The sequence below is a fragment of the Bradyrhizobium sp. ARR65 genome (assembly GCF_000472385.1).
Classification (GTDB): domain Bacteria; phylum Pseudomonadota; class Alphaproteobacteria; order Rhizobiales; family Xanthobacteraceae; genus Bradyrhizobium.
On record NZ_AWZU01000006.1, the window covers coordinates 120,778 to 146,735 of the forward strand.

22 protein-coding genes and 1 pseudogene are annotated in these 25,958 nt (G+C 63.4%); 16 read left to right on the plus strand and 7 right to left on the minus strand.

The genetic code is table 11. The annotated features are described in order from the left end of the window. Nucleotides 1–19: 19 nt before the first annotated feature. Together F758_RS0109700 and F758_RS0109705 are read right to left on the minus strand one after the other, a co-directional pair. The gene (locus F758_RS0109700; protein WP_024507687.1) at nucleotides 20–2,113 is read right to left on the minus strand and encodes a methyl-accepting chemotaxis protein; all 2,094 of its coding nucleotides are present in this window, start codon (nucleotides 2,111–2,113) and stop codon (nucleotides 20–22) included. Between the two features lie 219 nt (nucleotides 2,114–2,332). After that, nucleotides 2,333–4,426 carry a methyl-accepting chemotaxis protein gene (locus F758_RS0109705; RefSeq protein ID WP_024507688.1) on the minus strand — a complete coding sequence of 698 codons (2,094 nt, stop codon included), beginning with the start codon at nucleotides 4,424–4,426 and terminating at the stop codon, nucleotides 2,333–2,335. A 215-nt stretch (nucleotides 4,427–4,641) separates the two neighbouring features. On the opposite strand from F758_RS0109705, the gene F758_RS49380 reads away from it, so the two are divergent. Beyond that, nucleotides 4,642–4,797 carry a Thivi_2564 family membrane protein gene (locus F758_RS49380; RefSeq protein WP_157449927.1) on the plus strand — a complete coding sequence of 52 codons (156 nt, stop codon included), beginning with the start codon at nucleotides 4,642–4,644 and terminating at the stop codon, nucleotides 4,795–4,797. A 273-nt stretch (nucleotides 4,798–5,070) separates the two neighbouring features. Here F758_RS49380 and F758_RS0109715 read toward each other — a convergent pair whose 3' ends face one another. Further along, entirely contained in the window at nucleotides 5,071–7,233 is a 2,163-nt protein-coding gene (locus F758_RS0109715; RefSeq protein WP_024507689.1) for a malate synthase G, read from the minus strand. 236 nt (nucleotides 7,234–7,469) lie between these two features. Between F758_RS0109715 and F758_RS49385 the strand changes: the two genes are divergently transcribed. The 13 genes and pseudogenes from F758_RS49385 (at nucleotide 7,470) to F758_RS0109785 (ending at nucleotide 18,709) form a co-directional block, all read left to right on the plus strand. Beyond that, nucleotides 7,470–7,655 carry a hypothetical protein gene (locus F758_RS49385; protein ID WP_157449928.1) on the plus strand — a complete coding sequence of 62 codons (186 nt, stop codon included), beginning with the start codon at nucleotides 7,470–7,472 and terminating at the stop codon, nucleotides 7,653–7,655. 46 nt (nucleotides 7,656–7,701) lie between these two features. Beyond that, a pseudogene (locus tag F758_RS0109730) lies at nucleotides 7,702–8,727 on the plus strand (SAM-dependent methyltransferase); the annotation flags it as partial. A gap of 88 nt (nucleotides 8,728–8,815) precedes the next feature. Further along, nucleotides 8,816–9,133 carry a DUF2849 domain-containing protein gene (locus tag F758_RS0109735; protein ID WP_024507691.1) on the plus strand — a complete coding sequence of 106 codons (318 nt, stop codon included), beginning with the start codon at nucleotides 8,816–8,818 and terminating at the stop codon, nucleotides 9,131–9,133. Between the two features lie 10 nt (nucleotides 9,134–9,143). Next, complete coding sequence (locus tag F758_RS0109740; RefSeq protein WP_024507692.1) at nucleotides 9,144–10,799, plus strand: nitrite/sulfite reductase; 1,656 nt, start codon at nucleotides 9,144–9,146, stop codon at nucleotides 10,797–10,799. After that, nucleotides 10,786–11,301, plus strand: coding sequence for a DUF934 domain-containing protein (locus F758_RS0109745; protein ID WP_024507693.1), 516 nt, complete (start codon nucleotides 10,786–10,788; stop codon nucleotides 11,299–11,301). The genes F758_RS0109740 and F758_RS0109745 overlap by 14 nt, the downstream gene beginning before the upstream one ends. Next, nucleotides 11,298–12,032 carry a phosphoadenylyl-sulfate reductase gene (locus F758_RS0109750; protein ID WP_024507694.1) on the plus strand — a complete coding sequence of 245 codons (735 nt, stop codon included), beginning with the start codon at nucleotides 11,298–11,300 and terminating at the stop codon, nucleotides 12,030–12,032. The genes F758_RS0109745 and F758_RS0109750 overlap by 4 nt, the downstream gene beginning before the upstream one ends. Nucleotides 12,033–12,154: 122 nt before the next feature. Beyond that, the gene (locus F758_RS0109755) at nucleotides 12,155–13,144 is read left to right on the plus strand and encodes a sulfate ABC transporter substrate-binding protein (protein ID WP_024507695.1); all 990 of its coding nucleotides are present in this window, start codon (nucleotides 12,155–12,157) and stop codon (nucleotides 13,142–13,144) included. Nucleotides 13,145–13,195: 51 nt separating this feature from the next. Further along, on the plus strand, nucleotides 13,196–13,999 hold the full coding sequence (gene cysT / locus F758_RS0109760; RefSeq protein ID WP_084305205.1) for a sulfate ABC transporter permease subunit CysT: 804 nt from the start codon (nucleotides 13,196–13,198) through the stop codon (nucleotides 13,997–13,999). An 8-nt stretch (nucleotides 14,000–14,007) separates the two neighbouring features. Beyond that, complete coding sequence (gene cysW / locus F758_RS0109765) at nucleotides 14,008–14,925, plus strand: sulfate ABC transporter permease subunit CysW (RefSeq protein WP_024507697.1); 918 nt, start codon at nucleotides 14,008–14,010, stop codon at nucleotides 14,923–14,925. Continuing rightward, a complete protein-coding gene (locus F758_RS0109770; protein ID WP_024507698.1) occupies nucleotides 14,922–15,959 on the plus strand; it encodes a sulfate/molybdate ABC transporter ATP-binding protein in 1,038 nt (345 codons plus the stop codon). The genes cysW and F758_RS0109770 overlap by 4 nt, the downstream gene beginning before the upstream one ends. Before the next feature lie 183 nt (nucleotides 15,960–16,142). Beyond that, on the plus strand, nucleotides 16,143–16,643 hold the full coding sequence (locus F758_RS0109775) for a CAP domain-containing protein (RefSeq protein WP_024507699.1): 501 nt from the start codon (nucleotides 16,143–16,145) through the stop codon (nucleotides 16,641–16,643). Nucleotides 16,644–16,739: 96 nt separating this feature from the next. Further along, complete coding sequence (locus F758_RS0109780) at nucleotides 16,740–17,915, plus strand: DUF3734 domain-containing protein (RefSeq protein WP_024507700.1); 1,176 nt, start codon at nucleotides 16,740–16,742, stop codon at nucleotides 17,913–17,915. 5 nt (nucleotides 17,916–17,920) lie between these two features. Next, nucleotides 17,921–18,709 carry a 3-hydroxybutyrate dehydrogenase gene (locus tag F758_RS0109785; RefSeq protein WP_024507701.1) on the plus strand — a complete coding sequence of 263 codons (789 nt, stop codon included), beginning with the start codon at nucleotides 17,921–17,923 and terminating at the stop codon, nucleotides 18,707–18,709. Between the two features lie 129 nt (nucleotides 18,710–18,838). On the opposite strand, the gene F758_RS0109790 is transcribed toward F758_RS0109785, so the two are convergent. Together F758_RS0109790 and F758_RS0109795 are read right to left on the minus strand one after the other, a co-directional pair. Continuing rightward, nucleotides 18,839–20,206: a lipopolysaccharide biosynthesis protein gene (locus tag F758_RS0109790; protein WP_024507702.1), complete on the minus strand. Its 1,368-nt coding sequence runs from the start codon at nucleotides 20,204–20,206 to the stop codon at nucleotides 18,839–18,841. Nucleotides 20,207–20,373: 167 nt separating this feature from the next. Continuing rightward, the gene (locus F758_RS0109795) at nucleotides 20,374–21,213 is read right to left on the minus strand and encodes a protein-disulfide reductase DsbD domain-containing protein (protein WP_024507703.1); all 840 of its coding nucleotides are present in this window, start codon (nucleotides 21,211–21,213) and stop codon (nucleotides 20,374–20,376) included. 190 nt (nucleotides 21,214–21,403) lie between these two features. Between F758_RS0109795 and F758_RS0109800 the strand changes: the two genes are divergently transcribed. Next, nucleotides 21,404–22,054 (plus strand): YqgE/AlgH family protein, encoded by a 651-nt coding sequence (locus tag F758_RS0109800; RefSeq protein ID WP_024507704.1) that lies wholly within the window; start codon nucleotides 21,404–21,406, stop codon nucleotides 22,052–22,054. A 193-nt stretch (nucleotides 22,055–22,247) separates the two neighbouring features. Here the strand turns inward: F758_RS0109800 and F758_RS0109805 are convergent, their stop codons facing one another. Continuing rightward, a complete protein-coding gene (locus F758_RS0109805) occupies nucleotides 22,248–23,141 on the minus strand; it encodes a TauD/TfdA dioxygenase family protein (protein ID WP_024507705.1) in 894 nt (297 codons plus the stop codon). A 190-nt stretch (nucleotides 23,142–23,331) separates the two neighbouring features. Here F758_RS0109805 and F758_RS0109810 point away from each other — a divergent pair, with 190 nt between their 5' ends. Further along, the gene (locus F758_RS0109810; RefSeq protein WP_024507706.1) at nucleotides 23,332–24,066 is read left to right on the plus strand and encodes an SDR family NAD(P)-dependent oxidoreductase; all 735 of its coding nucleotides are present in this window, start codon (nucleotides 23,332–23,334) and stop codon (nucleotides 24,064–24,066) included. Nucleotides 24,067–24,153: 87 nt separating this feature from the next. Here F758_RS0109810 and F758_RS0109815 read toward each other — a convergent pair whose 3' ends face one another. Continuing rightward, nucleotides 24,154–25,890: a DUF459 domain-containing protein gene (locus F758_RS0109815; protein WP_024507707.1), complete on the minus strand. Its 1,737-nt coding sequence runs from the start codon at nucleotides 25,888–25,890 to the stop codon at nucleotides 24,154–24,156. Nucleotides 25,891–25,958: the final 68 nt, after the last annotated feature.

The window sequence follows — 25,958 nt, forward strand, 5'->3', positions numbered from 1 at the left end:
GTACGCGTCGAAATCGATACTATGCCGCGCGGATGTTGCCGAGGAATTTGCTCACCTGGTTGCTCAGGGCCTGGCTCTGCGCCTCCAACGTCTCAGAGGCGAGTCGGACGTGTTCGGCGGCGGCCGCTGACGCATCCGCATCGGCTTTGACGCCGGTGATGTTGTCGGAGACGTTCTTGGTCCCGTGCGCGGCCTGCTGGGTGCTGCGCGAAATCTCCTCCGTCGCGGCGCCCTGTTGTTGAACGGCGGCCGCAATGGCAGTCGCGACCTCGCTGACTTCACCGATGATGCCGCCGATGCCCTTGATGGCGTCGATGGCCTCGCCCGCGACCTTCTGGATGTCCGCGATCTGCTCGGAAATCTCGTCCGTCGCCTTCGCGGTCTGGCTCGCCAGCGATTTGACCTCGGAAGCGACCACGGCGAAGCCGCGGCCGGCCTCGCCGGCACGCGCCGCCTCGATGGTGGCGTTCAGCGCCAAGAGGTTGGTCTGCGCGGCGATGGTGTTGATCAGCCCGATCACCTCGCCGATCCGGCCGGCCGATTTGGCGAGGCCCTGCACCGTGCCGTCGGTTTCCCGCGCCTGGTTGACGGCGCGGCTGGCGATGCCTGCGGCATGCGCCGCCTGCTGGCTGATATCGTTGATGGAGGTGCTCAGCTCTTCCGAGGCGGAGGCGACGCTCTCGACATTCATCGAGGCTTCGCCGGAGGCCTTCTGCGCGATCTCGACGCGCTCGTTGGTCTGGCGCGAGACCGTCGACAGGCTGGAAGAGGAGGCCCGCATCTGGTTGGAGGCATCGCCGAGCTGCTGCAGCGTCTGGCGCACCTGGCTTTCGAATTCGCGGACATGGGCCTCGATCGCCTGCTGGCGTGCCGTCGCGCCGGCGTTGCGCTCGCGCTCCTGAGCCTCGATCTTCAGTTTGTCCTCGGCCTGCTGCTTGAAGATTTCCAGTGCGCCGGCCAGCGCGCCGATCTCGTCATGTCGGTCGGCATAGCCGATTTCGACCGCGAGATCGCCGGACGCCACTTTCAGCATGGTGTCCCGAATCGCGTGCAGCGGCTTGATGACGCGACGGCTGACCGCGGCCATGCCGGCATACGCCACGCCCAGAGCCGCCGCCAGCAGCACCAATTCCAGGATCAACGATTGCCGCGCGGCGGCGATCTGCGTCGCCGTGTAGATCTTGGCTTCGTCGAGCGCTTTTTCGGCGAGCCTCACCGCGCTGCCCATGCGTCCGACGATCAGAGGCGTGAAGCTGGTCGCCGTCATTTCCGGTTTCTCTCCCGTGACCAGCGCATTCACGAGCCGGTCGCAGAGCGAGAGAAACGGCGGATCGAAATAGGCCAACTTGACTTCGGCAAACGCCGCAGTGAGGCTCGGCGGCAACTGCATGCCCGAGGCCGAGAGCTGCAATGCGGACCACGCCGTCTCGGTCCCGCCGCCGAGCTTCAGATAGTCCTTCTGCTGTTCCGCCGTCAGCTTGCCGCTGTTGAGCGCATTGGACAGCATGATCGCGATGTCGCCCTTGGTATAGCGCAACAACCATCCCGTCTGCTTGATCGCCAGAAGCTGGTCGACCACCGCGTCGCGGTGGTTCACCGCGGCCGCGAGTGCGGCCGAGATCTTTTCCAGATTGGCGATCAGGGCGTCGTTGTTGTCGAAATATTCCCTGGCGAGGGAGGGTCGCCGCGACGCCTTCGGCTGATGGATCTGATCCCAGGATTCGGTCTGCAATCTGAACAGATCCTGAGACAGCCGCTGCAACTCGGGAAGCAGCGTAGCCTTGCCCTCGAACTCCGTCTGCGGCAGGACTTCGAGCGCAGCCCGCAGTGCCGGACTCTCGGCCTCCCGGAGGCCGCGAAGATACTGTTCGGTTTCGGCCGCTATCGGAACGTCGGCGTTCAGCGAGCGGAATGTCGTGGACCGGTCGGTCCGCAGATTATGCATGGCGCGGAAGGCGTCCGCCGAAGCATCCGCGATCACGGAGATGCGCTCGGCGGCCCGAAGCCGCTCCCATGAATCCCACGCGCCCAGGGCCAAAAGCATGGCGACGCTGGCCGCCATGATGGTCATAACGAATTTCAGCAGTGCAGAAACGGTGATGCGGTTCAGCATGACAGCCCCCAGTTTGGGCCGTCATAAGGCGCCAAAAAGGTAAATATTCACCCCATTGTCAGGGTTGGGCGGCTCCCCGCCTGCAACCGCGCCGGGAATCCGGGCGTCGAGCGAGACCCCGAGCGCCACGCCGGTGAGCCGGCGTGCTTCGAGTCGAGCCGCGGCGTTTGTGGCTCGTTGGGCGACAAACGGGGTGATGGCGGCGCGGGCCGGCCGCAATCAAGCCGCGCGGATCTTGCCGAGGAAACCGGACACCTGATCGCCGAGGTGCTGGCTTTGGGTTTCCAGCGTCTCGGAGGCCAGCCTCACATTCTCGGCGGCTGCCGCTGCCGCGTCGGCGTCGGTTTTGACGCCGGTCATGTTTTCCGAGACGTTCTTGGTGCCTTGCGCGGCATATTGCGTGGAGCGTGTGATCTCTTGTGTCGCGGCGCCCTGCTCCTGCACCGCGGCCGCGATTGCGGTTGCCACCTCGTTGACCTCGCCGATGATGCCGCCGATCCGCTTGATGGCGTCGATCGCCTCGCCCGCCACCTTCTGAATGTCGGCGATCTGTTCGGAGATCTCGTCGGTCGCCTTGGCGGTTTGGCTGGCCAGCGACTTGACCTCGGAGGCGACCACCGCAAACCCCCGTCCGGCTTCGCCTGCGCGCGCGGCCTCGATGGTCGCGTTCAAGGCGAGCAGGTTGGTCTGGGCCGCAATGGTGTTGATCAGCCCGATCACCTCGCCGATGCGTCCAGCCGATTTGGCAAGGCCCTGCACGGTGCCGTCGGTCTGGCGCGCCTCTTCGACGGCCCGGCTGGCGATCCCTGCGGCATGCGCCGCCTGCTGGCTGATGTCGTTGATGGAAGCGCTCAACTCCTCGGAGGCGGAGGCGACGCTCTCGACGCTGAGCGAGGCCTCAGTCGAGGCCTTCCGGGCGACTTCGACCCGCTCATTGGTCTTGCGCGAGACCGTCGAGAGATCGGCCGACGTGCTTCGCATGCCGCCGGAGGCTTCGCTCAATTGCATGAGGCTCTGACGCACCGCGCCCTCGAACTCCGCGACATAGGCTTCGATTGCGCGCTGGCGTGCCGCTGCGCCGGCATTGCGCTCGCGCTCCTGCGCTTCGATCTTCAGCTTGTCCTTCGCCTGCTGCTTGAAGATTTCCAGGGCGCCGGCGAGCGCGCCGATCTCGTCCTTGCGTGCGACATAGCCGGTCTCGACCGCGAGATCACCGGCGGAGACCTTCAGCATGGCGTCGCGGATGTTGTGCAGCGGCCTGATCACGCGCCGGCTCACCATCAGCATCGCGCCGCAGGACAGTACGATCGCCGCCAACAGGAAACAGACTTGTATGACGAGCGAACGCAGCGCCGCCGAATGCTGGTCGGCGATATAGGCCTTGGCGGCGTCGAGCGCGGCGTCGGCGACGGCGACCGCGGCGGAAAGGCGACCGACCGTGTACGGGCTCCACCGGTTGGCCACCATTTCCGGCTTCTCGCCGCTCGCCAGCGCGTTGACGAGGCGGTCCCGCAACGCAGTGTAGTCCGGTTCGAAATAGGCGGCCTTGTTGGCCTCCATCGCCGCAGACATCGCCGGAGGAAGCTGCATGCCGCCGATCGCCAGTTGCAGTGCCTTCCAGGCGATCTCGATGCCGCCGACCCACTTTGTATAAGCGCGGCTGGTTTCGGGCGTGATTTTGCCCGCAGCGAGGCCCGTCGAAACGATGAGCGAGGCTTCGCCCGCCGTATTGCGAAGCAGCCACGCGCTCTGCTTGATTAGCAGCAACTGGTCGACCGTGGCGTCCTGATGGTTCACCTCGGCGGCGAGAATGCCCGAAAGCTTGTCGAGCGTCTCAAGCAGCGCGGTTTCCGTGTCCATGTACTCCTTGCCGAGTGCAGTCCGGCGCGACGCCTTCGGCTTGCTCATTTCGTCCCAAAATTCCTTCTGCTTCGCGGTCAGCGTCTTGAAGAGCCGGTCGAACTCCGGGATCAGCGTCTGCTGTTGCGCAAATCCGATTTGTGGGAGCACCTCGAGCGCGCGGCTCATGGCCGGCATCTCGATATCGCGCAGGTCGCGGATATATTTATCGATCGCGCTGTCGAGTTGCTCGTCCTGGGTGAGGACCCGATTGCTCGTCGAACGGTCGCTGCGCAGGCGATCCATCGCCTTGAACATGCTTGCCGATGCGTCCGCGACCAGCGCGATCCGGTTCGTCACCTGCAGGCGTTGCCAGGAGTCCCACGCGGTCAGCGAAAACATGGCGATAATGACGAGCGCTGTCGTCAGGATCACTGCCTGGAGCAGCGTGGATACGGTTAGACGGTTCAGCATGGCGGGCCCCCCAAAATTCCCCCACGCATTTGGCCTGACATGCGTAAATACTTAGCCAGTGTGGCTGCCGTAGAATTACGGGGTTCGGGAGGATTCTAAATTCCGGATGTCGTGCCGCTTGAGGTAAGGATTGCTTAAGAAGTTCCGTGGCGGGAACTCGAACCGGCCGACCTGCGTTAAAGGCGCGTCAACCATTTCGGCTTGAGGGGCTGCCAATGATCGTAGGCGTTCTCGTCACATTTCTTGTCGTTATTCTTGTCCTCTATTTGATCAACATGCTGCCGCTGGACGGCCGCGCCAAGCAGATCGCGCGGGTGGTGGTCATCATCATCGGCATCGTTTCGCTATTGAAATATCTCGCGGTGTTCTAGCGGGCTGGCCTGACCTCCGCATCACGCCTCCGCATCACATGGCCTTCGTATTCTTCCGGCCACGCGGTTAACGGTCCAACAGCACCTTCATGGTAACTGGCGCGCTGGCGCAGCGCGGTCTCGCCGAACGAGGATGCCAGAGGCTGGATTGTCCGGCCGCTTTGTCCGAGTTCGGGGCGATGGGAAGCATCGAACCCGGAATCTCGAGATTCCGGGTTCGCCTCTTCGAGGCGCCCCGGAATGACGTTGCGGAGAGATTCTCCCTCGCTCGCCTTACCCCGCCGCCTTTGCCTCGCGACGGCGCGCGGTGAGAATATACTCGGTATAGCCGTTCGGCTGCGTGCGGCCCTTGAAGATGAGATCGCAGGCCGCCTTGAACGCGACACCATCGAACGATGGCGCCATCGGCCTGTACAGGGGATCGCCGGCATTCTGCTTGTCGACCACTGCCGCCATCCGCTTCAGCGATTCCATCACCTGATCCTCGGTGACGACGCCCTGATGCAGCCAGTTCGCCAGATGCTGGCTGGAGATGCGTAAAGTGGCGCGGTCTTCCATCAGGCCGACATCGTGGATGTCGGGCACCTTGGAACAGCCGACGCCCTGGTCGATCCAGCGCACGACATAACCCAGAATGCCTTGGCAGTTGTTGTCGATCTCCTGCCTGACATCATCGGGCGCCCAGTTCGATTTCGACACCGGGATGGTGAGAATGTCCGAGAGCTTGGCGCGCGACCCGCCCTTGGCGAGTTCCTGCTGGCGCGCCAGCACATTGACCTCGTGATAATGCAGTGCATGCAGGGTCGCCGCGGTCGGCGAAGGCACCCAGGCGGTGGTGGCGCCGGCCTGCGGATGAGCCAGCTTCTGCGCCAGCATATCCGCCATTTTGTCGGGCGCGGCCCACATGCCCTTGCCGATCTGGGCGTGTCCGGGCAGGCCGTCGATCAGGCCGATATCGACGTTCCAGTCCTCATAGGCCTTGATCCAGGGCTGCGCCTTCATCTCGTTCTTGCGGATCATCGGACCCGCTTCCATCGAGGTGTGAATCTCGTCTCCAGTGCGGTCGAGGAAGCCGGTGTTGATGAAGACGATGCGCTTCAGCGCCTGCTGGATGCAGGCCTTGAGGTTGACGGTGGTGCGGCGTTCCTCGTCCATGATGCCGACCTTCATGGTGTTGGCCGGCAACGACAGCATCTTCTCGACGCGCTCGAAGATGTCGCAGGTCAGCGCGACCTCGTCGGGGCCATGCATCTTCGGCTTGACGATATAGACCGAGCCGGTGCGGCTGTTCTTCACCTTGGAGAGGCCCTTCAGGTCGTGGATGGCGAGCAGGCCGGACACGGCGGCATCCAGCATGCCTTCCGGAATCTCCTCGCCCTTCTCGTCCAGCACCGCATCGGTGAACATGTGATGGCCGACGTTGCGGATCAGGAGCAGGCTGCGGCCATGCAGCGTGAGCTCCTTGCCGTCGGGCGTCTTGTAGACCCGGTCGCCATGGAGCGAGCGGGTCATGGTCTTGCCGCCTTTCTCGAAATCGGCCGACAACGTGCCGTTCATCAGGCCGAGCGTGTTGCGATAGACCAGCACCTTGTCCTCGGCGTCGACAGCGGCAACGCTGTCTTCCATGTCGAGGATGGTGGAGACCGCCGCCTCGATGATGATGTCGGCGACGCCGGCGGGATCGTCCTTGCCGATGACGTGGCTGCGATCGATCTTGATCTCGATATGCAGGCCGTTGTTGACGAGCAGGACAGCCGAGGGCGCGGCGGGATCACCCTGGTAGCCGGCGAACTGTTCCTTCGATTTCAGTGCGGTGGCGTTGCCGCTCTTCAGCTTCACTGCGAGCTGTCCGGCAATCACGCTATAGGCGCTGACGTCGGTGTGGCTGCCGGTTGCGAGCGGCACGGCGGCATCCAGGAAGGCCTTGGCCTTGGCAATCACCTTGTCGCCGCGTGCCTTGCTGTAGCCTTTCCCGGTTTCGCTCGGATCATGCGGGATCGCATCGGTGCCGTAGAAGGCGTCGTAAAGCGAACCCCAGCGCGCGTTCGCCGCGTTCAGCGCGTAACGCGCATTGGTCAAGGGGACGACGAGCTGCGGTCCGCAGATCTTGCCGATCTCCTCGTCGACATCGGCCGTTTCCACCTTTTGCGTCGCGGGCTCGGGCAGGAGATAGCCGATCTCCTTCAGGAAGGCGGTATAGGCATTGATGTCGAACGGCTTGCCCTTGTTGGCGCGGTGCCAGTCGTCGATCTTGGCCTGCAGCCTGTCGCGGAAGGCGAGCAGCTCGCGGTTCCTGGTTGCGAGATCGCGAACGATCGCGGCGAGCCCCTTCCAGAACGCGTCGGGGTCGATCCCGGTCTTGGGTGCCGCCTCCTTGGCAATGAAATCGAACAGGACCGGGGCGATCTTCAATCCGTGAGCTTCGATACGCGTCATGATGGTCTTTTCTCGCGAGCAAACAGCGCTTTCGGGGATAACGGCAAAAGCGCCGCGAAGGGGCGGCGGGGACGCCCTTTTAGCCCCAAAGCCCGGGCCAGCGGAAGGGCCTGGCGCCGATCTTCATCCTCACCAGACGATCACGGAATCGCGGGCTTCCGCCGGTTGCAGAAAGCTCGCTTGCGAATGGCCGGACCGAAGCGCCGTGGCGGCTGCGACGCGCCGGATTTCGCGGCATGGAAGCTGCTTGCCTGAGCCTTGCCCCTCAACTGGGCGCGGCTTCATCTCTTGCCTGGATGCGCTTTTCTCGTTTCGAGAAAATGCATGTCGCCGCGCTTGGCCTCGAGAGGCCAAAATTCCAAGGTTGCAGCGCAATGTGGAAGAAAAATTTTCTCTTTGCGCGGCTTGAAACCGACATATAAGGAAAACAATTCTAAACGACCCCAAGATTGGGGAAGCGAGTGTCGCATGCGATTTTTGCCGGTGTTTCTCGACCTGCAATCCGGACCGGTGCTTCTCATCGGTTCCGGCGAGCTTGCGCAGGCCAAGCTCCGGGTGCTGGCAGCCGCCGGCGCGCAGGTGCGCTGGTACGCGATGTCCGGCGACCATGATGTGAGCGGCCTGGAGGGCGCGCAAGCGGCAAAGATCGAGCGCGCCACCGGCGATCCGCTCACGGCCGATCTTCACGGGGTCGTCGCTGTCTTTTGCGCGGGCGCGGGCGACGTCGGCGTTGCAGTGGCGGCCCGGGCGAAATCGCTGGGCCTGCCGGTCAATGTCATGGACGACCTGGCGCATTCCAGCTTTATCTTTCCTGCCATCGTCGATCGCGGCGACGTGGTGATCGCGATCGGGACCGGCGGTGCCTCGCCCGTGGTCGCACGGCGCGTGCGCGAGCGCATCGAGGCGGCGCTGCCGTCGCGGATCGGCGAGCTCGCCAATTTCATCGGTCGTTTTCGCAAATCGATCCACGAGCGGATCCCCGAATTCCTGCTGCGCCGCCGTTTCTGGGAGAAGGTGATCGACGGCAAGATCGGCGCGCTCGTTCTTTCGGGCCGCGATAGCGAGGCGGAGGCCGCGCTCAACGAGATCGACGACCCCTCCGCTTTTGCCGGCGCCCTTTCCTCCGGCGCGGCGGAAGGCAGCGTGACGCTGGCTGGCGCAGGCCCCGGTGATCCCGACCTCTTGACGGTGAAAGCGCTGCGCGCGCTGCAGGATGCAGACATCGTCTTCCACGACGAAGACGTCGCGTCGGACATCCTGGATCGCATTCGCCGCGACGCGGCGCGCGTGGCGGTGAGCCGCGGAGACCAGGATGCTGCCATCGCGCAGATCGTAGCTGCCGCGAAAGCGGGACGGCGGGTGGTGTTGCTGAGGGCCGGCGACGTTTACGGGCCGGGCCGCGGCGGCAAGGCCATCGCGGCACTGCGCGAGGCCGGTGTCACTCATTTCGTCATACCGGGCGTCGTCGCCGATTTCGGCGAGGTGCGGCCGTTCTCGCCTTCCGCGCTTTCGCGCCCGCCGCGCAGTGGCACGGCAAAAGCCTCCAACAACTGACTTTCAAGGAAATCCGGGAAGCTCTGGAATGACCTCTCCGCTCGAACAGAAAATCAGGATCACCGGTCCGTCCGTGGTCACCGCCAACCGGACCTGGGATGGCACGGTCGTCTACCGCACGGCGACCAAGGGGTGGTCCACCGATCTTGCCGATGCCGCAGTAGTGCGTGCGGTCCCGGAAGCGCGCGCGCTGCTCGCCGAAGCCGTCGCCGACGATCTGGGCGCGGTCGGCGCCTATATCGCGCCGGTCGAGATCGGCGAGAGCGGCAAGATTGCGCCCGGCAATTTGCGCGAACGGATCCGCGCGAGCGGCGTCACCATCGATCTGCTTCCGGTTCCGGCGTGAGAGCCTCATCATGTATGCCTATGACGAAATCGACCGCACGTTGATCGACGAGCGTGTCTCCGAATTCCGCGACCAGGTGAAGCGGCGCCTCTCCGGCGAACTCACTGAGGACGAATTCAAGATGCTGCGGCTGCAGAACGGCGTCTATCTGCAGTTGCACGCCTATATGTTCCGCGTCGCCATCCCCTACGGCACGCTGTCTTCAAAGCAGCTCCGGCGGCTTGCTCATGTGGCGCGGCGCTACGATCGTGGCTATGGGCACTTCACCACGCGCCAGAACATCCAGTTCAATTGGATCAAGCTTGCCGATCTGCCGGATGCGCTCGCCGACCTTGCCGAAGTGGGCATCCATTCGATGCAGACCTCCGGCAACAACACGCGCAACGTGACGTCGGACCAGTGGGCGGGCGTTGCGCCCGGCGAGGTTGAGGATCCTCGCATCTGGTCGGAAATCTTGCGGCAATACACCACGCTGCATCCGGAATTCTCCTTCCTGCCGCGCAAGTTCAAGTTCGCGATCACCGCGTCCGAGCATGACCGTGCCGCGATCAAGATTCACGACATCGGGCTGCGGCTGCACAAGAACGAGCAAGGCGAAACCGGCTTCGAGGTCCTGGTCGGCGGCGGCCTTGGCCGCACGCCGCTCATCGCCAAGACGATCCGTCCCTTCGTTCATGGGCGCGACCTGCTGTCCTATGTCGAGGCGATCATGCGCGTCTACAACCAGTATGGCCGGCGCGACAACATCTACAAGGCACGCATCAAGATCCTGGTGCATGAGCTCGGCATCGAGAAATTCGCTGAAGAAGTCGAGGAAGAGTGGCAGCATATCCGCAACAGTGATTTAAAGCTCGAGGCGGCGACCATCGAGGACATCCGCTCGCGCTTCACCTATCCCACTTACGCGAAGCTCCCGCACATGCCGGACGAGCTACGCAAGGCCGCGCATGATCCGCTGTTCGAGCGCTGGCGCAAGAATTCGGTGTCTCCGCACAAGGTGCAGGGCTACTCGATCGTGACGATCTCGCTCAAGCCGGTCGGCGGCCCGCCCGGTGACGCTACCGCCGAGCAGATGGATGCGCTCGCCGACCTCGCCGACAAATATTCCTTTGGCGAAATCCGGGTCGGCCATGAGCAGAACCTGGCGCTGCCGCACGTCGCCAAGCACGACTTGCCGGCGCTGTGGAAGGCGCTGGACAAAATCGGGCTTGCGACGCCCAACGTGAACCTGGTGTCGGACATCATCGCCTGCCCGGGGCTTGACTATTGCTCGCTCGCCAACGCCCGCTCGATCCCGATCGCGCAGGAGCTGACGCGGCGTTTTGCCAACCACGACACCGCCGATCTGATCGGGCGGCTGCACATCAATATCTCCGGGTGCATCAACGCCTGCGGCCATCACCATGTCGGCCATATCGGCATTCTCGGCGTGGAGAAGAACGGCGAGGAGTTCTACCAGATCACCATCGGCGGCCGCGCCGACGAGAAGGCCGAACTCGGCACTTTGATCGGTCCGTCAGTGCCCTACAACGAGGTCGCCGATGTGATCGAGGACGTTGTTGAAGCCTATCTCGCGCTGCGCGCAACGCCGGACGAGCTCTTCATCGACACGGTGAAGCGGCTCGGAGTCGAACCATTCAGGGAGCGGGTCTATGCCACTCGTTAGGGGCGGAAACATCTCTCAAGACGATTTCGTGCAACTCGCGGACGACGCGCCGCTGCCGGAGAAAGGCGCGGTGCTGGTTTCGGCCGCGCGGTTTCTCGCCGATCCGCAAGTGCTGCTGCAGCGCTCCGACAGGCTTGGTGTGATCTGGCCGAACAACCGCGATCTCGACGACCTCGTTCCGCATCTCGAGCGGATCGCGGTGGTGGCGCTGGTGTTCCCGACCTTCCGCGACGGCCGCGCCTACAGCCAGGCACGCTTGTTGCGCGAGCGCTATGCCTTCCGCGGCGAATTGCGCGCCACGGGGCAGGTGCTGCGCGACCAGTTCGTCTTCATGCTGCGTGCCGGCTTCGATGCCTTCGATGTCAAGAAGCAGACTGACGCAGAAGCCTTCGGCCAGACCGTGAAGCGCTACTCGGTCTTTTATCAGCCGACCGGAGACGGCCGGCTTGCGGCACCGTTCCGGCGCCTGCAATTGCGTCATTCCGAGAGTGCCAGCCTATGAACGCGCTCAACCAGCAATTTGCAATCGAGACGGGCGCGGGCGATCTGCCGGCGGCGGAAGAGTTGGCGCGCGCCCTTGCCGATGCCTCCCCGGCGGACGTCATCGCCGCAGCGGTGCGGACAGTGGGGCGGGACAAGCTCGCGCTGGTCTCCTCCTTTGGCACTGAATCCGCGGCGCTGCTCAAGGTGATGGCGGATGTCGATCCTGCCATCCCCGTGATCTTTCTGGATACGGGGTGGATCTTCGAGGAGACGCTCGCCTATCGCGACACGCTGATCCAGACGTTGGGCCTGCGTGATGTCCGCTCCATCAAGCCGTCGGCCGAGGCGCTGTCGCGCGAAGATCCGAATGGCGATCTCTGGTTTTCCAATCCGGACGCGTGCTGCCGCATCCGCAAAGTGGAGCCGCTGGCGCAGGCGCTGAAGCCGTTCGACGCCTGGCTCAACGGACGCAAGCGGTTTCAGGGCGGGCTGCGTGCCGCGATCCCCGTGGTCGAAGACGACGGCGCGCGGCTGAAATTCAATCCGTTCGCCAACATCTCGCGCGCCGATATCGAGGCGATCTACAAGACCGCCAACCTGCCGCAGCATCCGATGCTGGCCGCCGGCTTTCTCTCGGTCGGCTGCATGCCCTGCACCAGCCGTACCGAAGCGGGCGAAGATGCGCGCGCCGGCCGCTGGCGCGGGCGCGCCAAGACGGAGTGCGGCATCCACGTCACGAAATCCACTTAGCGTATGAAAGCTTAGGCCGGCGACCTCGCCGGCCTGTCGACAAGACGTGCAGCTTGTTCATGCAAGGCACGGGGCGCGAACGCTGATCTTCGCGCTTTCGACTCTCGTTATGGAGAATGAGGATGATGCGCCGCGTGTTGTTTGCCGTCGCCGCAGTGTTGTGGGCCGGCTCGGCTTATGCAGCCGATATCACCCTGCTCAACGTCTCCTACGATCCGACGCGCGAGCTTTATACTGAGTTCAACAAGGCGTTTGCGAGCGCCTACCAGAAAGAGACCGGCAAGAGCGTGGAGATCAAGCAGTCCCACGGCGGCTCGGGCGCCCAGGCGCGCGCCGTGATCGACGGCCTTCAGGCCGACGTGGTCACGCTTGCGCTTGCCTATGACATCGACGCGATCGCGGCGAAGGGCTTGGTCGCGGGCGATTGGCAAAAGCGGTTGCCGCAAAATGCCTCGCCCTATACCTCGACCATCGTTTTCCTGGTGCGCAAGGGCAATCCAAAGGGCATCAAGGATTGGGCCGACCTGGTGAAGCCGGGCATCGACGTCATCACCCCGAACCCGAAAACCTCCGGCGGCGCACGCTGGAATTATCTTGCGGCGTGGGGCTTTGCCCTGAAGACATACGGCTCGGCGGACAAGGCAAAGCAGTTCGTGACCGATCTCTATAAGAACGTGCCGGTGCTGGACACCGGCGCGCGAGGCGCGACGGTGACTTTTGTGGAGCGTGGCGTCGGCGATGTGCTGCTCGCCTGGGAGAACGAAGCCTTCCTGGCGCTGCGCGAGTTCGGTGCCGAGAAGTTCGAGATCGTCGCGCCAAAGCTGTCGATCCTGGCCGAGCCGCCGGTCGCAGTGGTGGATGCCGTTGCCGACAAAAAGGGCACGCGCGCCGTGGCCGAAGCCTATTTGAAATATTGGTATACTAGGGAAGGCCAGGAAATCGCCGCACGCAACTCCTACCGTCCACGCGATCCGGAGATCGCAAAGCAATACGAAAAATCGTTCGCCAAGGTTGAGCTCTTCACCATCGATGACGTTTTCGGTGGTTGGACCAAGGCGCAAAAGGACCATTTCGCCGAAGGCGCGATGTTCGATCAGATCTACAAGAATTAATATCTTTGCGCAGGGGCCTTTGTGAGCGCAAGCATCAGACGACGCAACACGCTGCCGGGGTTCGGCCTTTCCATGGGGCTGACGCTGACCTGGCTATCCCTGATCGTGCTGATTCCTTTGGCTGGTTTGTTCGTGAAGACGCTTGAGCTCAGCCCGGATCAGTTCTGGGGCATCGTCAGCAGCCGCCGCACGCTGAGCGCGCTGAAGATCTCCTTTGGCCTCGCCTTCCTCGCCGCGCTCGTCAACCTCGTGATGGGCACGATCGTGGTCTGGGCTCTGGTGCGCTACCGCTTTCCGGGCCGCAAGATCTTCGACGCCATCGTCGATGTACCCTTTGCTTTGCCGACGGCCGTCGCCGGTGTCGCGCTGACCGCGCTGTTTGCGGAGAAGGGCTGGCTGGGTGCGCCGCTGTCGGCGCTCGGCATCAAGGTCGCATTCACGCCGGTCGGCATTTTCGTTGCGATGATCTTCATCGGCATCCCCTTCGTCGTGCGAACGGTGCAGCCGGTGCTGCAGGATCTCGATCCCGAGATCGAGGAGGCCGCCGCCAGCCTGGGCGCCAGCCGCTGGCACACCATGTCGAAGGTGATCCTGCCGGGCCTGACGCCCGCGCTTTTGACCGGGCTTGCGCTGGCCTTCGCGCGCGCGGTCGGCGAATATGGCTCCGTCATCTTCATCGCCGGCAATCTGCCGAACGTCTCCGAAATCGCGCCGCTCCTGATTGTTATCCGCTTGTCGGAATTCCGCTATGCGGATGCCACCGCGATCGCGGTGGTGATGCTGGTGGTTTCGTTTGCGATCATCTTTCTGGTGAACCGCTTGCAACGCTGGGCGCAAATGCGCGCCGGCGGATGAGAGGGTCGATGAGCATCGAAATGACGCTGCAACGGGGCCGCGTCGCCGCTTCCGCTAGGGAAGACGGCGCGGATGCGTCGGCCGCCGCGCTCGGCCACGTCGGCCCGCGCACCGAGCCGAAGCTCGTGCGCATCGCGATCACCGCGATTGCCGTCATGTTCCTGATGCTGTTCGTTGTGCTGCCTCTGGTCGTGGTCTTCGCGCAAGCCTTTGCCCAGGGCGTTGGCGTCTATTTCGCCGCGCTATCGGACCCGGAGGCGCTGTCTGCCATCCGGCTGACGCTGCTGGTGGCCGCGATTTCCGTCAGTCTCAATCTGCTGTTTGGGCTGATCGCGGCCTGGGGAATCGCGAAATTTGAGTTTCCCGGCAAGACGTTCCTGATCTCGCTGATCGATCTGCCGTTCTCGGTGAGCCCGGTCATCTCTGGCCTCGTCTTCGTGTTGTTGTTCGGCGCCCAGGGGTTTTTCGGCCCCTTCCTCGCCCAGCACAATATTCAGGTGCTGTTCGCTCTGCCGGGCATCGCGCTTGCGACCATCTTCGTCACCTTTCCCTTCGTGGCGCGCGCGTTGATTCCGCTGATGCAGGAGCAGGGCACGCAGGAAGAGGAGGCCGCCATCTCGCTCGGCGCCTCCGGTCTGCAGACGTTCTTCCGTGTCACCCTGCCCAACATCAAGTGGGGGCTGCTCTATGGCGTGCTGCTGTGTAACGCCCGCGCCATGGGCGAGTTCGGTGCGGTGTCGGTGGTGTCGGGACACATTCGCGGGCTGACCAACACCATGCCGCTGCTGGTCGAAATTCTCTACAACGAATATCAGTTCGTCGCTTCCTTCGCGGTGGCCTCGCTGCTCGCGATGCTGGCACTGATCACACTGGTCGCAAAGACCATCCTCGAACGACGCCTGGACAATGAGGACATCGAGCCGTGACCATCGAAGTCAGAAACCTCACCAAGCAATTCGGCAGCTTTGTCGCGCTCGACGATGTCGATCTCACGATCGGCGACGGCGAGCTCCTGGCACTGCTCGGCCCCTCCGGCTCCGGCAAGACCACGCTGCTTCGGATTATCGCCGGCCTGGAATGGCCTGATGCCGGCGAGGTCACCATCGACGGCGAGAGTGCGCTTTCGCGCGGCGCTGGCGAGCGCCATGTCGGCTTCGTGTTCCAGCATTATGCGCTGTTCCGCCATATGAGCGTGTTCGAGAATGTCGCCTTCGGCCTGCGCGTGCAGCCGCGCAGGATACGCAAGAGCGAGGCCGCGATCCGCGCTCGTGTCAAGGAATTGCTCGATCTCGTACAGCTCGACTGGCTTGCCGATCGCTACCCGAACCAGCTCTCCGGCGGGCAGCGCCAGCGCATCGCGCTCGCACGCGCGCTCGCCATCGAGCCGCGCATCCTTCTGCTCGATGAGCCCTTCGGCGCGCTCGACGCCAAGGTGCGAAAGGAGCTGCGGCACTGGCTGCGCTCGCTGCACAAGGAAATCCGCGTGACCTCGATCTTCGTCACCCACGACCAGGAGGAGGCGCTCGAGGTCGCCAACCGCGTCGTGGTGATGGACAAGGGGCGGATCGAGCAGACCGGCACGCCGACCGAGGTCTATGATCATCCGGCGAACGCTTTCGTGCATGGTTTTATCGGCGAATCCATCGAATTGCCTGTCGAGGTGACGGATGGCCAGGTGCGGCTTGGCGATAGCCCCCTTGCGATCGCCGCTGATGGCCTCGTTTCAGGTCCCTCAAAACTCTTCGTGCGGCGCCACGACATGCAGGTCGGGCCATCCGGCAGCGGCGTGTTGCAGGGCGCGGTGATTCGTGTGCGCACCTTCGGCCCGGTCCAGCGCGCCGAAGTGGCGCTGACGGGAGGCAACAAAGCCATCGAAATCGATGCGCCGCGAGACCAGGAGCTCCGGCCCGGAGATATCGTCGGCCTGAAGCCGCGCCACTACCGGATTTTCGCGGCGTAGCACTCCGTCATTCCGGGGCGGTGCGTTCAGCATCGAACTATGGTGCGCAATTGCGCGCCTGAGAATCTCGAGATTCCGGGTTCGGTCCTTATGGACCGCCCCGGAATGACGGAAACTGTGACCATCTTCACCTTTCAGCCACTGTTGGCATGCAACAACGCCCCCTCTCACTGGGGGTCTTTCATGCGTGCGTCGGCTGCAATTCTCGTAACTTTATTGCTTGCGGGCTGCGCGGCGGAAGCGCCGGTCGAAACGCCGGCGATGTATATCGACATGGCGACCCCGGGCGCGAAGCTCGATCCGGTGGCCGCGGCCACCATGATCTCGCAATATCGCCAGAATAACGGGCTTGGCCCTGTCGTGGTGGATCCCGCGCTCATGCAGCTTGCGGAGACCCAGGCGAGCGCCATGGCGAACGCCAACAAGCTCGACCATGATGTCAGGGCGCCGCTGGCAAAGCGTCTCAATGGGGCGGGCTATGCCGCGGTCAAGGCGGTCGAAAATGTCTCGGCCGGTTATCACACGCTGGCGGAGGCGTTTTCCGGCTGGCGCGACTCACCGCCGCATCGTGCCAACATGCTGAGTGGCGGTGTCACAAAATTAGGCATTGCGGCGAGCTATGCTCCCAACACCAAGTACAAGGTGTTCTGGACATTGATTCTGGCCGAGCCGGGCGCGGTATAGTGATCTGAGAAGACGGTTGTGCTGGTTGACGCCGCGGCCAAGTGACGCCACGGTGCAAGCCTCGTTCACGTCTGACGGATCAACCGACCGATCAAAATGACGGATTATGCCCATCCAATGCCGGCCGAGACGCCTGCGAAAGCGCAGCGCGTACTGGTCCTGCAGGGCGGGGGTGCGCTCGGCTCATACCAGGCCGGGGCGTATCAGGCGCTCTGCCATTTCGATTTCGAGCCGGATTGGATCGCCGGCATCTCGATTGGCGCGGTGAACGCGGCCATCATTGCGGGCAACGAGCGCGAGAAGCGCATCGCCAAGCTCAAGGAATTCTGGCAGATGGTCTCGTCGCCGGTTCCTTGGCATCCGATCAGCAACGGCGAGCGCAGCCGATCCTTGTTCAACGAGACCAGCGCGGCGCTGATCGCCACTTTCGGCGTTCCCGGCTTTTTCACGCCCCGCATTCCGCCGGCGCCGCTGTGGCCAAAGGGCAGCCTGCAGGCCGTGAGCTATTACGACACGACGCCGCTGAAGAAGACGCTGGAGCGGCTGGTTGATTTCGACCGCATCAACGACCTGAAATGCCGCTTGAGCGTCGGCGCGGTCAGCGTCACCACGGGCAATTTCCGCTATTTCGACAATTTCGAATTCCGCAAAATGGGCAAGAAGATCGGCCCTGAGCACATCATGGCTTCCGGCGCGCTGCCGCCGGGCTTTCCGCCGGTCGAAATCGAGGGCGAGCATTATTGGGACGGCGGCATCGCTTCCAACACGCCGCTCGATTACGTGCTCGATGCGGAAGTCGGCCGCGATCTCCTGATCTTCCAGGTCGATCTGTTCAGCGCGCGCGGGCCGCTGCCGACCACGCTTCTTGAAGCGGCCGAGCGGGAAAAGGACATCCGCTATTCCAGCCGCACCCGCATGAACACCGACAAGAACCGCCAGATCCACAACGCGCGCAAGGCGTTGCGTGACCTGATGGACAAGTTGCCGGACTATCTGAAGAACGATCCCTCGGTCGAGATTCTTTGCAAGGCGGCGCGGGAAAACACCGTCACGGTGGTGCACTTGATCTATCGCAGCAAGAATTACGAGACCAACTCGAAAGATTATGATTTCTCGCACGTCGCCATGGTGGAGCACTGGGAGGCGGGTGTACGCGACGTGCACCTCTCGATGCGCCACAAGGATTGGCTGGAGCGGCCGCAATCCGATGAAACCATGGTGACCTATGATCTCACCGGGGACCTCAGCGGCGTCCCTGTCAAGAAGGAGTAAGCGGAATGGGTATTTTGTCAGGCAAGACCGCAGTTGTGACCGGCTCGACCAGCGGCATCGGGCTCGCTTATGCGCGCAAATTCGCGTCAGAAGGCGCCAACATCGTGCTGAACGGCATGGGCGCGCCGGCCGATATCGAGAAGGAGCGGTCAAGCATCGAGAGCGATTTCAAGGTCAAGGCGGTGCATTCGCCGGCCGACATGACCAAGCCCGCCGAGATCGCCGAGATGATCGCGCTCGGGGAAAAGTCCTTCGGGTCCGTCGATGTCCTCGTCAACAATGCCGGCATCCAGTTCGTCTCGCCGATCGAGGAGTTTCCGCCCGAGAAATGGGAGGCGATCATCGGCATCAACCTGTCCTCGGCCTTCTATGCGATCCGCGCCGCCGTTCCGGGAATGAAGAAGCGCGGCTGGGGCCGCATCATCAACACGGCCTCCGCGCATTCGCTGGTCGCTTCGCCTTTCAAGTCCGCTTACGTCTCGGCCAAGCACGGCATCGCCGGCCTCACCAAGACCGTGGCGCTCGAACTTGCGACCTTCAAGATCACCTGCAACTGCATCAGCCCGGGCTATGTCTGGACGCCGCTGGTCGAAAGGCAGATTCCCGACACCATGAAGGCGCGCAATCTGACCCGCGAGCAGGTCATCAACGACGTGCTGCTCGACGCACAGCCGACCAAGCAGTTCGTCACGGTCGAGCAGGTCGCGGCGCTGGCACTGTTCCTGTGCAGCGACGATGCCGCGCAAATCACTGGCAGCAATCTCTCGATCGATGGCGGCTGGACGGCGGAGTGAGCCATCAGAGTGGTCATGCCCCGCGAAAGCGGGGCATCCAATGCTCTACGGCTTCTCGGCTTCCACAACTGTCTGCTCTGGAATACTGGATCACCCGCCTTCGCAGGTGATGACCGTCGAACAAGGTAGTTATCTTCCGAACGGCAGCACGTGTAGCCCGAGGCGGCGGCGGACGATGGCGAACAGCAGCACGGTCTCAAAGCTCAGCGAGATCGAGGTCGCGGCCGCGGCGCCGTGGCCGCCGTAGCGCGGTACCAGGAGAACGCAGAGCGCGACGTTCATGGCGAAGGCCGCCGCATAGGCGGCCGCGCAGACATGCTGGTGGCCGAGCATGTTGAGCAGCCGCTCGACCGGGCCGATCGCCGCGCGCACCACAAGTCCGATCGCGGCCACGAACATGATGTCGTAGCCAACAACGAATTTCGGCCCGAACAGCCATAGCAGCGGCTTGCCTACGGCCAGCAGCGCAATGGTCGCGCCCAGCGAAGGCCAGAACGTCCAGTTGATCGCATGCGCGACATAGGCCGACAGCCGTTCCTTGTCGCCGAGCGCATTGTATTCGGCAAAACGATGCGCTGTGGTGGCCGACATCGCGTAGTGAATGAAGGAGACCAGCGCCAGCGTCTTCACCACAGCGAAATAGACGCCGACCTCCTCGGGCGTGCGAAACTGCTGCAGCACCAGCACGTCGGTGTAGGACAAGAGCAGATAAAAGCTCTCGACCAGGAGAATCGGCAGCGAGATCGTAAGCCAGGCGCGGACATCGTAAGCGCGTGGCCCTGGCGCCACGTGGCGCGCGAGCCGGCGATTGAGCACGATCATCTGCCCGATCATCGCGATCCACACCGCACCCGCGCTTGCGGCCATGGCGGCGCTGGCGCCGAGATGAAAGCCGAGCACAAGAGTGCCGGCGGTAAGGCCGATAATGAGCGCCTGGCGCAGGATGAATTGCGGCATCAGGCCGAGCCGCATCCAGTCATGCGAGCGCGCGATGCCGTCCTGCGTGTTGGCGACCACGAAGGCCGGCAGCGTCAGGCAGCCGATGTAAAGCGGAATGACCTCGCGCGCCTCGATCCAGGGCGATAGCAGCTTGACCAGGCCCGCCATCGCGGCGGAAAGGAGCGTGGAGACCGCAAAGGTCATCCAGCGGCTGCCGAGGAGAAACCCGCGCAGCAGCGCATTGTCGCCGCTTGTGCGGTATTCCGGAATGATCTTTTGCGCGGACGCGGAAATGCCGAAATCCATCATGCTGCCGAGCAGCAGCACCCAGGTCCATACATAGACATACGTGCCATAGTCGGATCCGCCCATCCAGCGCGCCAGCAGAATTTGCGACAGATAGGCAAGGGCTGCGCTAATGACGCGAATGACGAAAATAGTACCGGCCAATCGTCGCGTCAGCGATGCCTCGCTGGAGCCGCCCGCGAACACGGCGCGCAGCCGCGCAATCAAGCGGGCTTGCGCGCCTGCTGCAGGTTGAGCGTCGATCGAGGCCACGGCGCGGGCATCCGGTTGCAGGACCGCGCGAGGGCGGCGACCGCCTCATCTATCAACGCTTCGTTAAGAAACGGTTGGGGTGGCCGCCGTCATTCCGGCGCGATGCCACCCGGTCCGCGCGAAGCGCGGCCCGTTGGAGGCGCCCCGGAATGACGGGCCGAATCGACTCAATCCAAATTTATGTTGAACTCATACGCCCGGTCGCCGCCGACCAATGTCAGCTTCAGCGCGGCGCCCTCCGGATTGACGCCCGGCGGGACGCCTTCGAGCGCAAAGGCGAAGCGCTTCACGCCGGGCGGGCCGTGCTCCAGCAGCTTCGGAACCGGCAAGCCCCAATCCGGCGTCGGCCCCTCGACAAAGAGATTGAGCGGCCGCGTGTCGGGAGACACCACGTCGACCAGCACCTCCGATCGTCCCTCGCGCTTGACGTCGCGGATCGTCAGCGGGTTGGGGTCGCCGACATTGGCGGGCTTCGGAACCGTGTCGAGCGCGGCGAACAGCGCGCTGTCCTCGGTGCTCGCCACGCTGTTGAAGGTAAGTTCGGCATTGGCCTGCACCGGGATGCAGAGCTTTTCGCAAACCGCATAGTTGATCTCGGCGCGCAGCGTCACCGGCTTCTCGGCATTCTTCGCGACGATCCGCAGCGGCAGCACCACCTGGTCGTGATAGCCGAGTGAGATGCCGCCCGCGCCGTCATCGAATTTTGTCGGTGCCGGCCACAACACAGTCACAGCTTCGACATTGTCGGACTTCGAGAAGTCGAAGCGCGGCGGTACTCCGGAGTCGCCGGGCGTCCGCCAGTAGGTATGCCAGCCTGGCTTGAGCTGAAAGGCGATGCCGCCGAGCAGCACCGCGCCGCTGCGCGATCCCGCCAGCAGCCGCACTGCGGAATGAGCGTCCTCTTGCCAGGGCGATGCATCCTGGGCGCGGGCTCCGACAGCGATGAGCGATGCCAAAATCATGGCGGCGAAGCCGAGTGCAGCGCGGCTAGGAACAATAGCGATCATGGGACGTCTTTACAGGCTGTCTCAGGTGCAAACTATTGAATTGCTTGTGAAGGTGCGCAGGTCTCGCGCAGGCTGGACGAAAGTTAACGGGGTTCTTAAGCGGATTGACGCCCAGGGTTTAACCCGGAAGGTTGATTGACAGAAGAGCGACCCAATATCAGGATACAAGCCACGGAGAGAGTGCTTGCGGATGGACCCTGAAGGCAAAGGACCGGACGACGTTCGCCGCGAAAGTGTCGACATCGGCGATAATTCGTCCAAGCGTGGCTATCTTGACGGGCAGCTCTTGATTGCGATGCCCGTGATGGGTGATCCTCGCTTCGAGCGCTCGGTAATCTATCTGTGCGCGCATTCATCCGAGGGCGCCATGGGCATCATGGTCAATCGCCCCGCTGGCAGCATCGATTTTCCGGAACTCCTGGTCCAGCTCAACATCATCAACAAGGCGGATCAGATCAAGCTTCCCGACAGCGCCGAGAGCATGCAGGTATTACGCGGTGGGCCGGTGGATACCGGCCGCGGCTTCGTGCTGCATTCCAGCGATTTCTTCATCGAGAATGCAACGCTCAAGATCGCCGATGGCATCTGCCTGACCGCGACCGTCGACATCCTCAAGGCAATTGCCAAAGGCCGGGGCCCCAAGCATGCCATTCTCGCGCTTGGTTATGCCGGCTGGGCGCCGGGCCAGCTCGAGAACGAGATCCAGGAGAACGGCTGGCTGCATTGCGACGCCGATCCCGAACTGATCTTCGGCAACGACATCGAGGAAAAATACGCCCGCGCGCTGCGCAAGATCGGCATCGATCCCGGCATGCTCTCGAACGAAGCCGGGCACGCGTAATCTTCTCCCTCGCCCCGCTTGCGGGGTTGCGACAAGTGAAGCTCTCGCTGAAAGCGTCGGGGTGAGGGGCTGTCTCCGCGCAAAAAACGCGCAGTTGAGTATGCGGTTAGTCTCCCTCACCGGATCGCATCTGCCGATGCGATCCGACCTCTCCGCAAGCGGGTCGAGGTAAGGCCGCGACGAATCGTAATCGCTACTCCGCCGCCTGAAGCTGCTGTTTAACGGTCGGCTCGGTGCCGGCGATGGTGGCGCGGCGCATGTCGCGCGGTTGCGACTGGTCGTAGCGGCGGACGCGGTGCATGGTTTGGCGGTTGTCCCACATCACGAGATCATGCAGCGTCCATTTATGGACATAAACGAACTCGGGCTGCGTGGCGTGCTCGGTCAGATCGCGCAACAACAGTCGTCCCTCAGGCACGCTCATGCCGACCACCTTGCCGGCGTGAGATGACAGATAAAGCGACTTGCGGCGATGGGCGGGATGCGTGCGGACCAGGCGCTGCAGCACCGGCTTGAACATCTCCTTCTCTTCCTCGCTGTAATCGGTAAAGCCGAGCGAACCGCGCGAATACATCAGCGAATGTTCGCAAATGAGATCCTCGATCTCCGCCTTGGTCTCGTCGTCGAGCGCATCATAGGCCGCGCGCATGTCGGCGAATTCGGTGTTGCCGCCCTTCGGGTTCACCACGCGCGCCGATAACAGCGAGTATTTGGCGGGGATGGCGCGGAACGAGCTGTCGGAGTGCCACAGGCAATTGCCGAGATTGAACAGGTGGGCGCGATGGTCGCGCGGCAGCGGCTTGCCGTCCTTGCCCAGATTGGAGACGTCGTTGAGCGGCGAGTCGAGGCGGTAGTCTTCCTTCCTGGTGACATTGCCGCCGCGCGGATTCTCCCGCTCGCCGAAATTCAACGCAAACGCCATCTGCTGCTCGTCGGTGATGTCCTGACCGTGAAAGACCAGCACGGCGTATTTGTCCATCGCCGCCTCGATCTCGCGCGCCTGTTCCGCCGTCAAAGGCTGGCGCACATCGAGCCCGGAGACTTCGCCGACAAAATGCTTGTGCAACTGCCGGATCGAGATGGCCATCGCGTTCCTCCTGACCTAGTTTTCGCGGGGTTTCCCGCTTTCGTTGCGCGAAGGCTACTCTGCCGCGGTTCCTTGTCAACGTTCCCCGGCCCGTGCAGCGCACACGGCTGTCATGCCGGGACTTGAGTTGCGCGGCGGCCTTCGCTCAAACTGGCGAAAAGCAGACGACGCCAAGAGGAGGATCAAGGAGATGAACGAGCTCGATTTCAGCGGCAAGCAAGTCTTCGTGGTCGGCGGCTCCAGCGGCATCGGCAATGGCATCGCGCAGGCCTTTCGAAAGAAGGGCGCGCGTGTTGCGGTCTGCGGCACGCGCGCGAAGGCCTCCGACTATGCGGCGGAGGAGGGCTCGCGTCTGGAGGGGCTCGACTATACGCGGCTCGATGTCAGCGATCCCCTGACGATCGAAAGCTTCAATCCCTATTTCGAACGTCTGGACGTGCTGGTGCTGGCGCAAGGCGCGGTGATCTACCAGCGCGGTGAATTCGAGATGGCGGGCTTTCGCAAGGTGCTCGAGACTAATCTGATCAGCTTGATGGCGTGCGCGACCAAATTCAAAGCGATGCTGCAAGCGACCAAAGGCTCCCTGATCATCGTCAGCTCGACCGCGGCCTTTCATGCGACGATGGGCAATCCCGCGTACAACGCTTCCAAGACCGGCGCGGTCGGGTTGACACGGACGCTGGCGCAAGCCTGGGCGGAAGACGGCATTCGCGTCAACGGCATCGCGCCCGGCCTGGTCGACACCAAGATGACCAAGGTCACTACGGATAATCCAAAGCGCCTTGAGGAGGCGCTGTCGCGGATCCCGCTCAAGCGGCTGGGCACGCCGGCCGATATGGCAGGCGCCGCGCTGTTTCTCGCCTCGCCCTTGGCCTCCTACATCATCGGCCAGACGATCGTGGTCGATGGCGGGCTCATTCTGTGAAGGCTCACGAAGCTGGACCAAGCGGACCGGATTTGTGCTGCCTCTCCCCGCGCGCGTGGCGGGGTGAATACCGCGGTCGCGCTTGTCCTACTGCACTGCAGCCGAATGCCCGACATTCGCCGGCGGCCGCGGCGCGCCGGGCGCTGCCGGCGGCTTGGCCGGCGCCTGCTGTTTCGGCGTACCGCCAAAGCCGAAGAAGTCCCCGAAGCTCGGCTCATGCGGCTGGGCAGGTTTTTGCTGCTGCTGAGGTTGCTGCGCGGGCTTGGCTTGCTTCTGCTGCGAATTGGGCGCCGCATGGGGGCTATCCGTGGCGGCACCTGACGGAGCGGCAGGCGAGCCTGCCGGAGCGGTCGGCGTGGTGGCGGCGACCGGCGCGTCGCCCTTTGTCGGCTCCTTTGCAGGTTCGTGACCAACCTCGCGGCGCGGCCAGATGAAGTCATCGGCCCGCCCCGGAGGTGGGGTCAGCGGCTCGCCCTTGACCATGGTTCGCGCGGCAAGCGCATCGACCGCGGCCGGGCGCGATCCCGGACCGCCCAGCAATTGATCGCTGTTCACGGAGGCCGCGACCAACGGCACGATTGGTCCCGCCAGCGGTCGCGGCGCGGGCTGGCCGGGGGCGGCGTTGGTATCCGGCGTCGCCGGCTCGGTCGGCAGCGCGACCGGTCCCGAACGTGCAGCGAGCAGCCGCGTGATTTCGCGCTCGACATAATGGGCGAGCTTGCGCGCACCATATTTGGTGAAATAGACGCCGTCATAAGTGCGGAGCTGGCGGATCTGGCCTTCGAAGTCGGGGCCCTTCTGCAGGTAGCGTCCAGCCTCGTCGACGAAGCCATCCCAGACGTCGACATAGGTGATGCCGGCCTTGCCGGCGGCATCGCGATAGAGCGAATCCAGAAACAGCGTGTCCGCCGTTCCCTTCGGTCCACGCACGGCCGGCAATCCGACCCAGACCACCGGCACGCCCTTCGACTTCAGCACGGCGATCATCTCGTCGATCTTCTTGTTGTAAAGCTCGACCCAGCGTTCGTCGCGAAACTGATAGATCCCGTTCGGCGAACGCGGGGCCTTTTCCGTCGGCGTGTCGGCGTTGGCGGCATCATCCTGCGGTAATTCGCTGTCGGCCGCCTTATCCTCGGGTTTTGCGGCCGTGTCGGCTGCGTCCTTGCTTTGCGACTCCTTGCTTTGCGGCTTCGCATCCGCCGGTTTGTTGTCCGGCTTGCGCGCAGTCTTGTCGTTCTTTTTGTCGGGCTGCTTGTCGGTCTTTTCCGTAGCCGGCTCGCGAAGGGGAATGCGGTCGTTCAGGCCCAGCATCATCACGATGATGTCGGGTTTTTCGGCGGCGAGGATGTCTTTTGCCGCGGCCGCCCAATCGACCGGCGCACCCTTGGGCTGATACTGGATCAGGCCGGATACCGTCTTGATCTTCCTGATGACGCCGATGTCGGGCTGTTCGGCGTAGGCATCCTCCAGGCCGTAGGCGAGCCAGTCGGCCATCGCATCGCCAAGCACAAGCACGTTGCGCTCGGGCACCGTGTCGCGCTTCTCGGGCGGCGGAGCCTTGGAAAAATCCTGGTAAACGCGCTTCGGTGCGGACTCGGGCGCCGGCCGAAACGGCGCAAAGAAGTCGCCGCCACCGCCGCCGAACCAGCCGCCGCCAAACCAGCCGCCACCGCCGCGCGGCGCGGAGCGCTGCGGCGAGCCGCCGAAATTGAAGAACTGGGCGGAGGCCGGCCCCACGATCCCGACCAGAAGCGCCAGCGCCACCGTCAGCGCGATCAGCGGACCGGCCTCGGTCAACAGCTTGAGAAAGGGTTTTTGTCTCATGCGGCTTTCGATCGCGAAACGGCAAAACCAGCCCCGAACATAATAATGCAATAGGGCTGCAAACGGGC

Bases quoted from the DNA above. Each gene is read 5' to 3' on its own strand.
- F758_RS0109715 (WP_024507689.1), bottom strand. From the start codon at position 7,233: ATGACGCGTATCGAAGCTCACGGATTGAAGATCGCCCCGGTCCTGTTC.
- F758_RS0109750 (WP_024507694.1), top strand. From the start codon at position 11,298: ATGAACGCGCTCAACCAGCAATTTGCAATCGAGACGGGCGCGGGCGAT.
- F758_RS0109795 (WP_024507703.1), bottom strand. From the start codon at position 21,213: ATGATCGCTATTGTTCCTAGCCGCGCTGCACTCGGCTTCGCCGCCATG.
- F758_RS49380 (WP_157449927.1), top strand. From the start codon at position 4,642: ATGATCGTAGGCGTTCTCGTCACATTTCTTGTCGTTATTCTTGTCCTC.
- F758_RS0109735 (WP_024507691.1), top strand. From the start codon at position 8,816: ATGACCTCTCCGCTCGAACAGAAAATCAGGATCACCGGTCCGTCCGTG.
- F758_RS0109705 (WP_024507688.1), bottom strand. From the start codon at position 4,426: ATGCTGAACCGTCTAACCGTATCCACGCTGCTCCAGGCAGTGATCCTG.
- F758_RS0109805 (WP_024507705.1), bottom strand. From the start codon at position 23,141: ATGGCCATCTCGATCCGGCAGTTGCACAAGCATTTTGTCGGCGAAGTC.
- F758_RS0109745 (WP_024507693.1), top strand. From the start codon at position 10,786: ATGCCACTCGTTAGGGGCGGAAACATCTCTCAAGACGATTTCGTGCAA.
- F758_RS0109810 (WP_024507706.1), top strand. From the start codon at position 23,332: ATGAACGAGCTCGATTTCAGCGGCAAGCAAGTCTTCGTGGTCGGCGGC.
- cysW (WP_024507697.1), top strand. From the start codon at position 14,008: ATGAGCATCGAAATGACGCTGCAACGGGGCCGCGTCGCCGCTTCCGCT.
- F758_RS49385 (WP_157449928.1), top strand. From the start codon at position 7,470: ATGGAAGCTGCTTGCCTGAGCCTTGCCCCTCAACTGGGCGCGGCTTCA.
- F758_RS0109700 (WP_024507687.1), bottom strand. From the start codon at position 2,113: ATGCTGAACCGCATCACCGTTTCTGCACTGCTGAAATTCGTTATGACC.
- F758_RS0109800 (WP_024507704.1), top strand. From the start codon at position 21,404: ATGGACCCTGAAGGCAAAGGACCGGACGACGTTCGCCGCGAAAGTGTC.
- F758_RS0109780 (WP_024507700.1), top strand. From the start codon at position 16,740: ATGACGGATTATGCCCATCCAATGCCGGCCGAGACGCCTGCGAAAGCG.
- F758_RS0109815 (WP_024507707.1), bottom strand. From the start codon at position 25,890: ATGAGACAAAAACCCTTTCTCAAGCTGTTGACCGAGGCCGGTCCGCTG.
- F758_RS0109785 (WP_024507701.1), top strand. From the start codon at position 17,921: ATGGGTATTTTGTCAGGCAAGACCGCAGTTGTGACCGGCTCGACCAGC.
- F758_RS0109740 (WP_024507692.1), top strand. From the start codon at position 9,144: ATGTATGCCTATGACGAAATCGACCGCACGTTGATCGACGAGCGTGTC.
- F758_RS0109755 (WP_024507695.1), top strand. From the start codon at position 12,155: ATGATGCGCCGCGTGTTGTTTGCCGTCGCCGCAGTGTTGTGGGCCGGC.
- F758_RS0109775 (WP_024507699.1), top strand. From the start codon at position 16,143: ATGCGTGCGTCGGCTGCAATTCTCGTAACTTTATTGCTTGCGGGCTGC.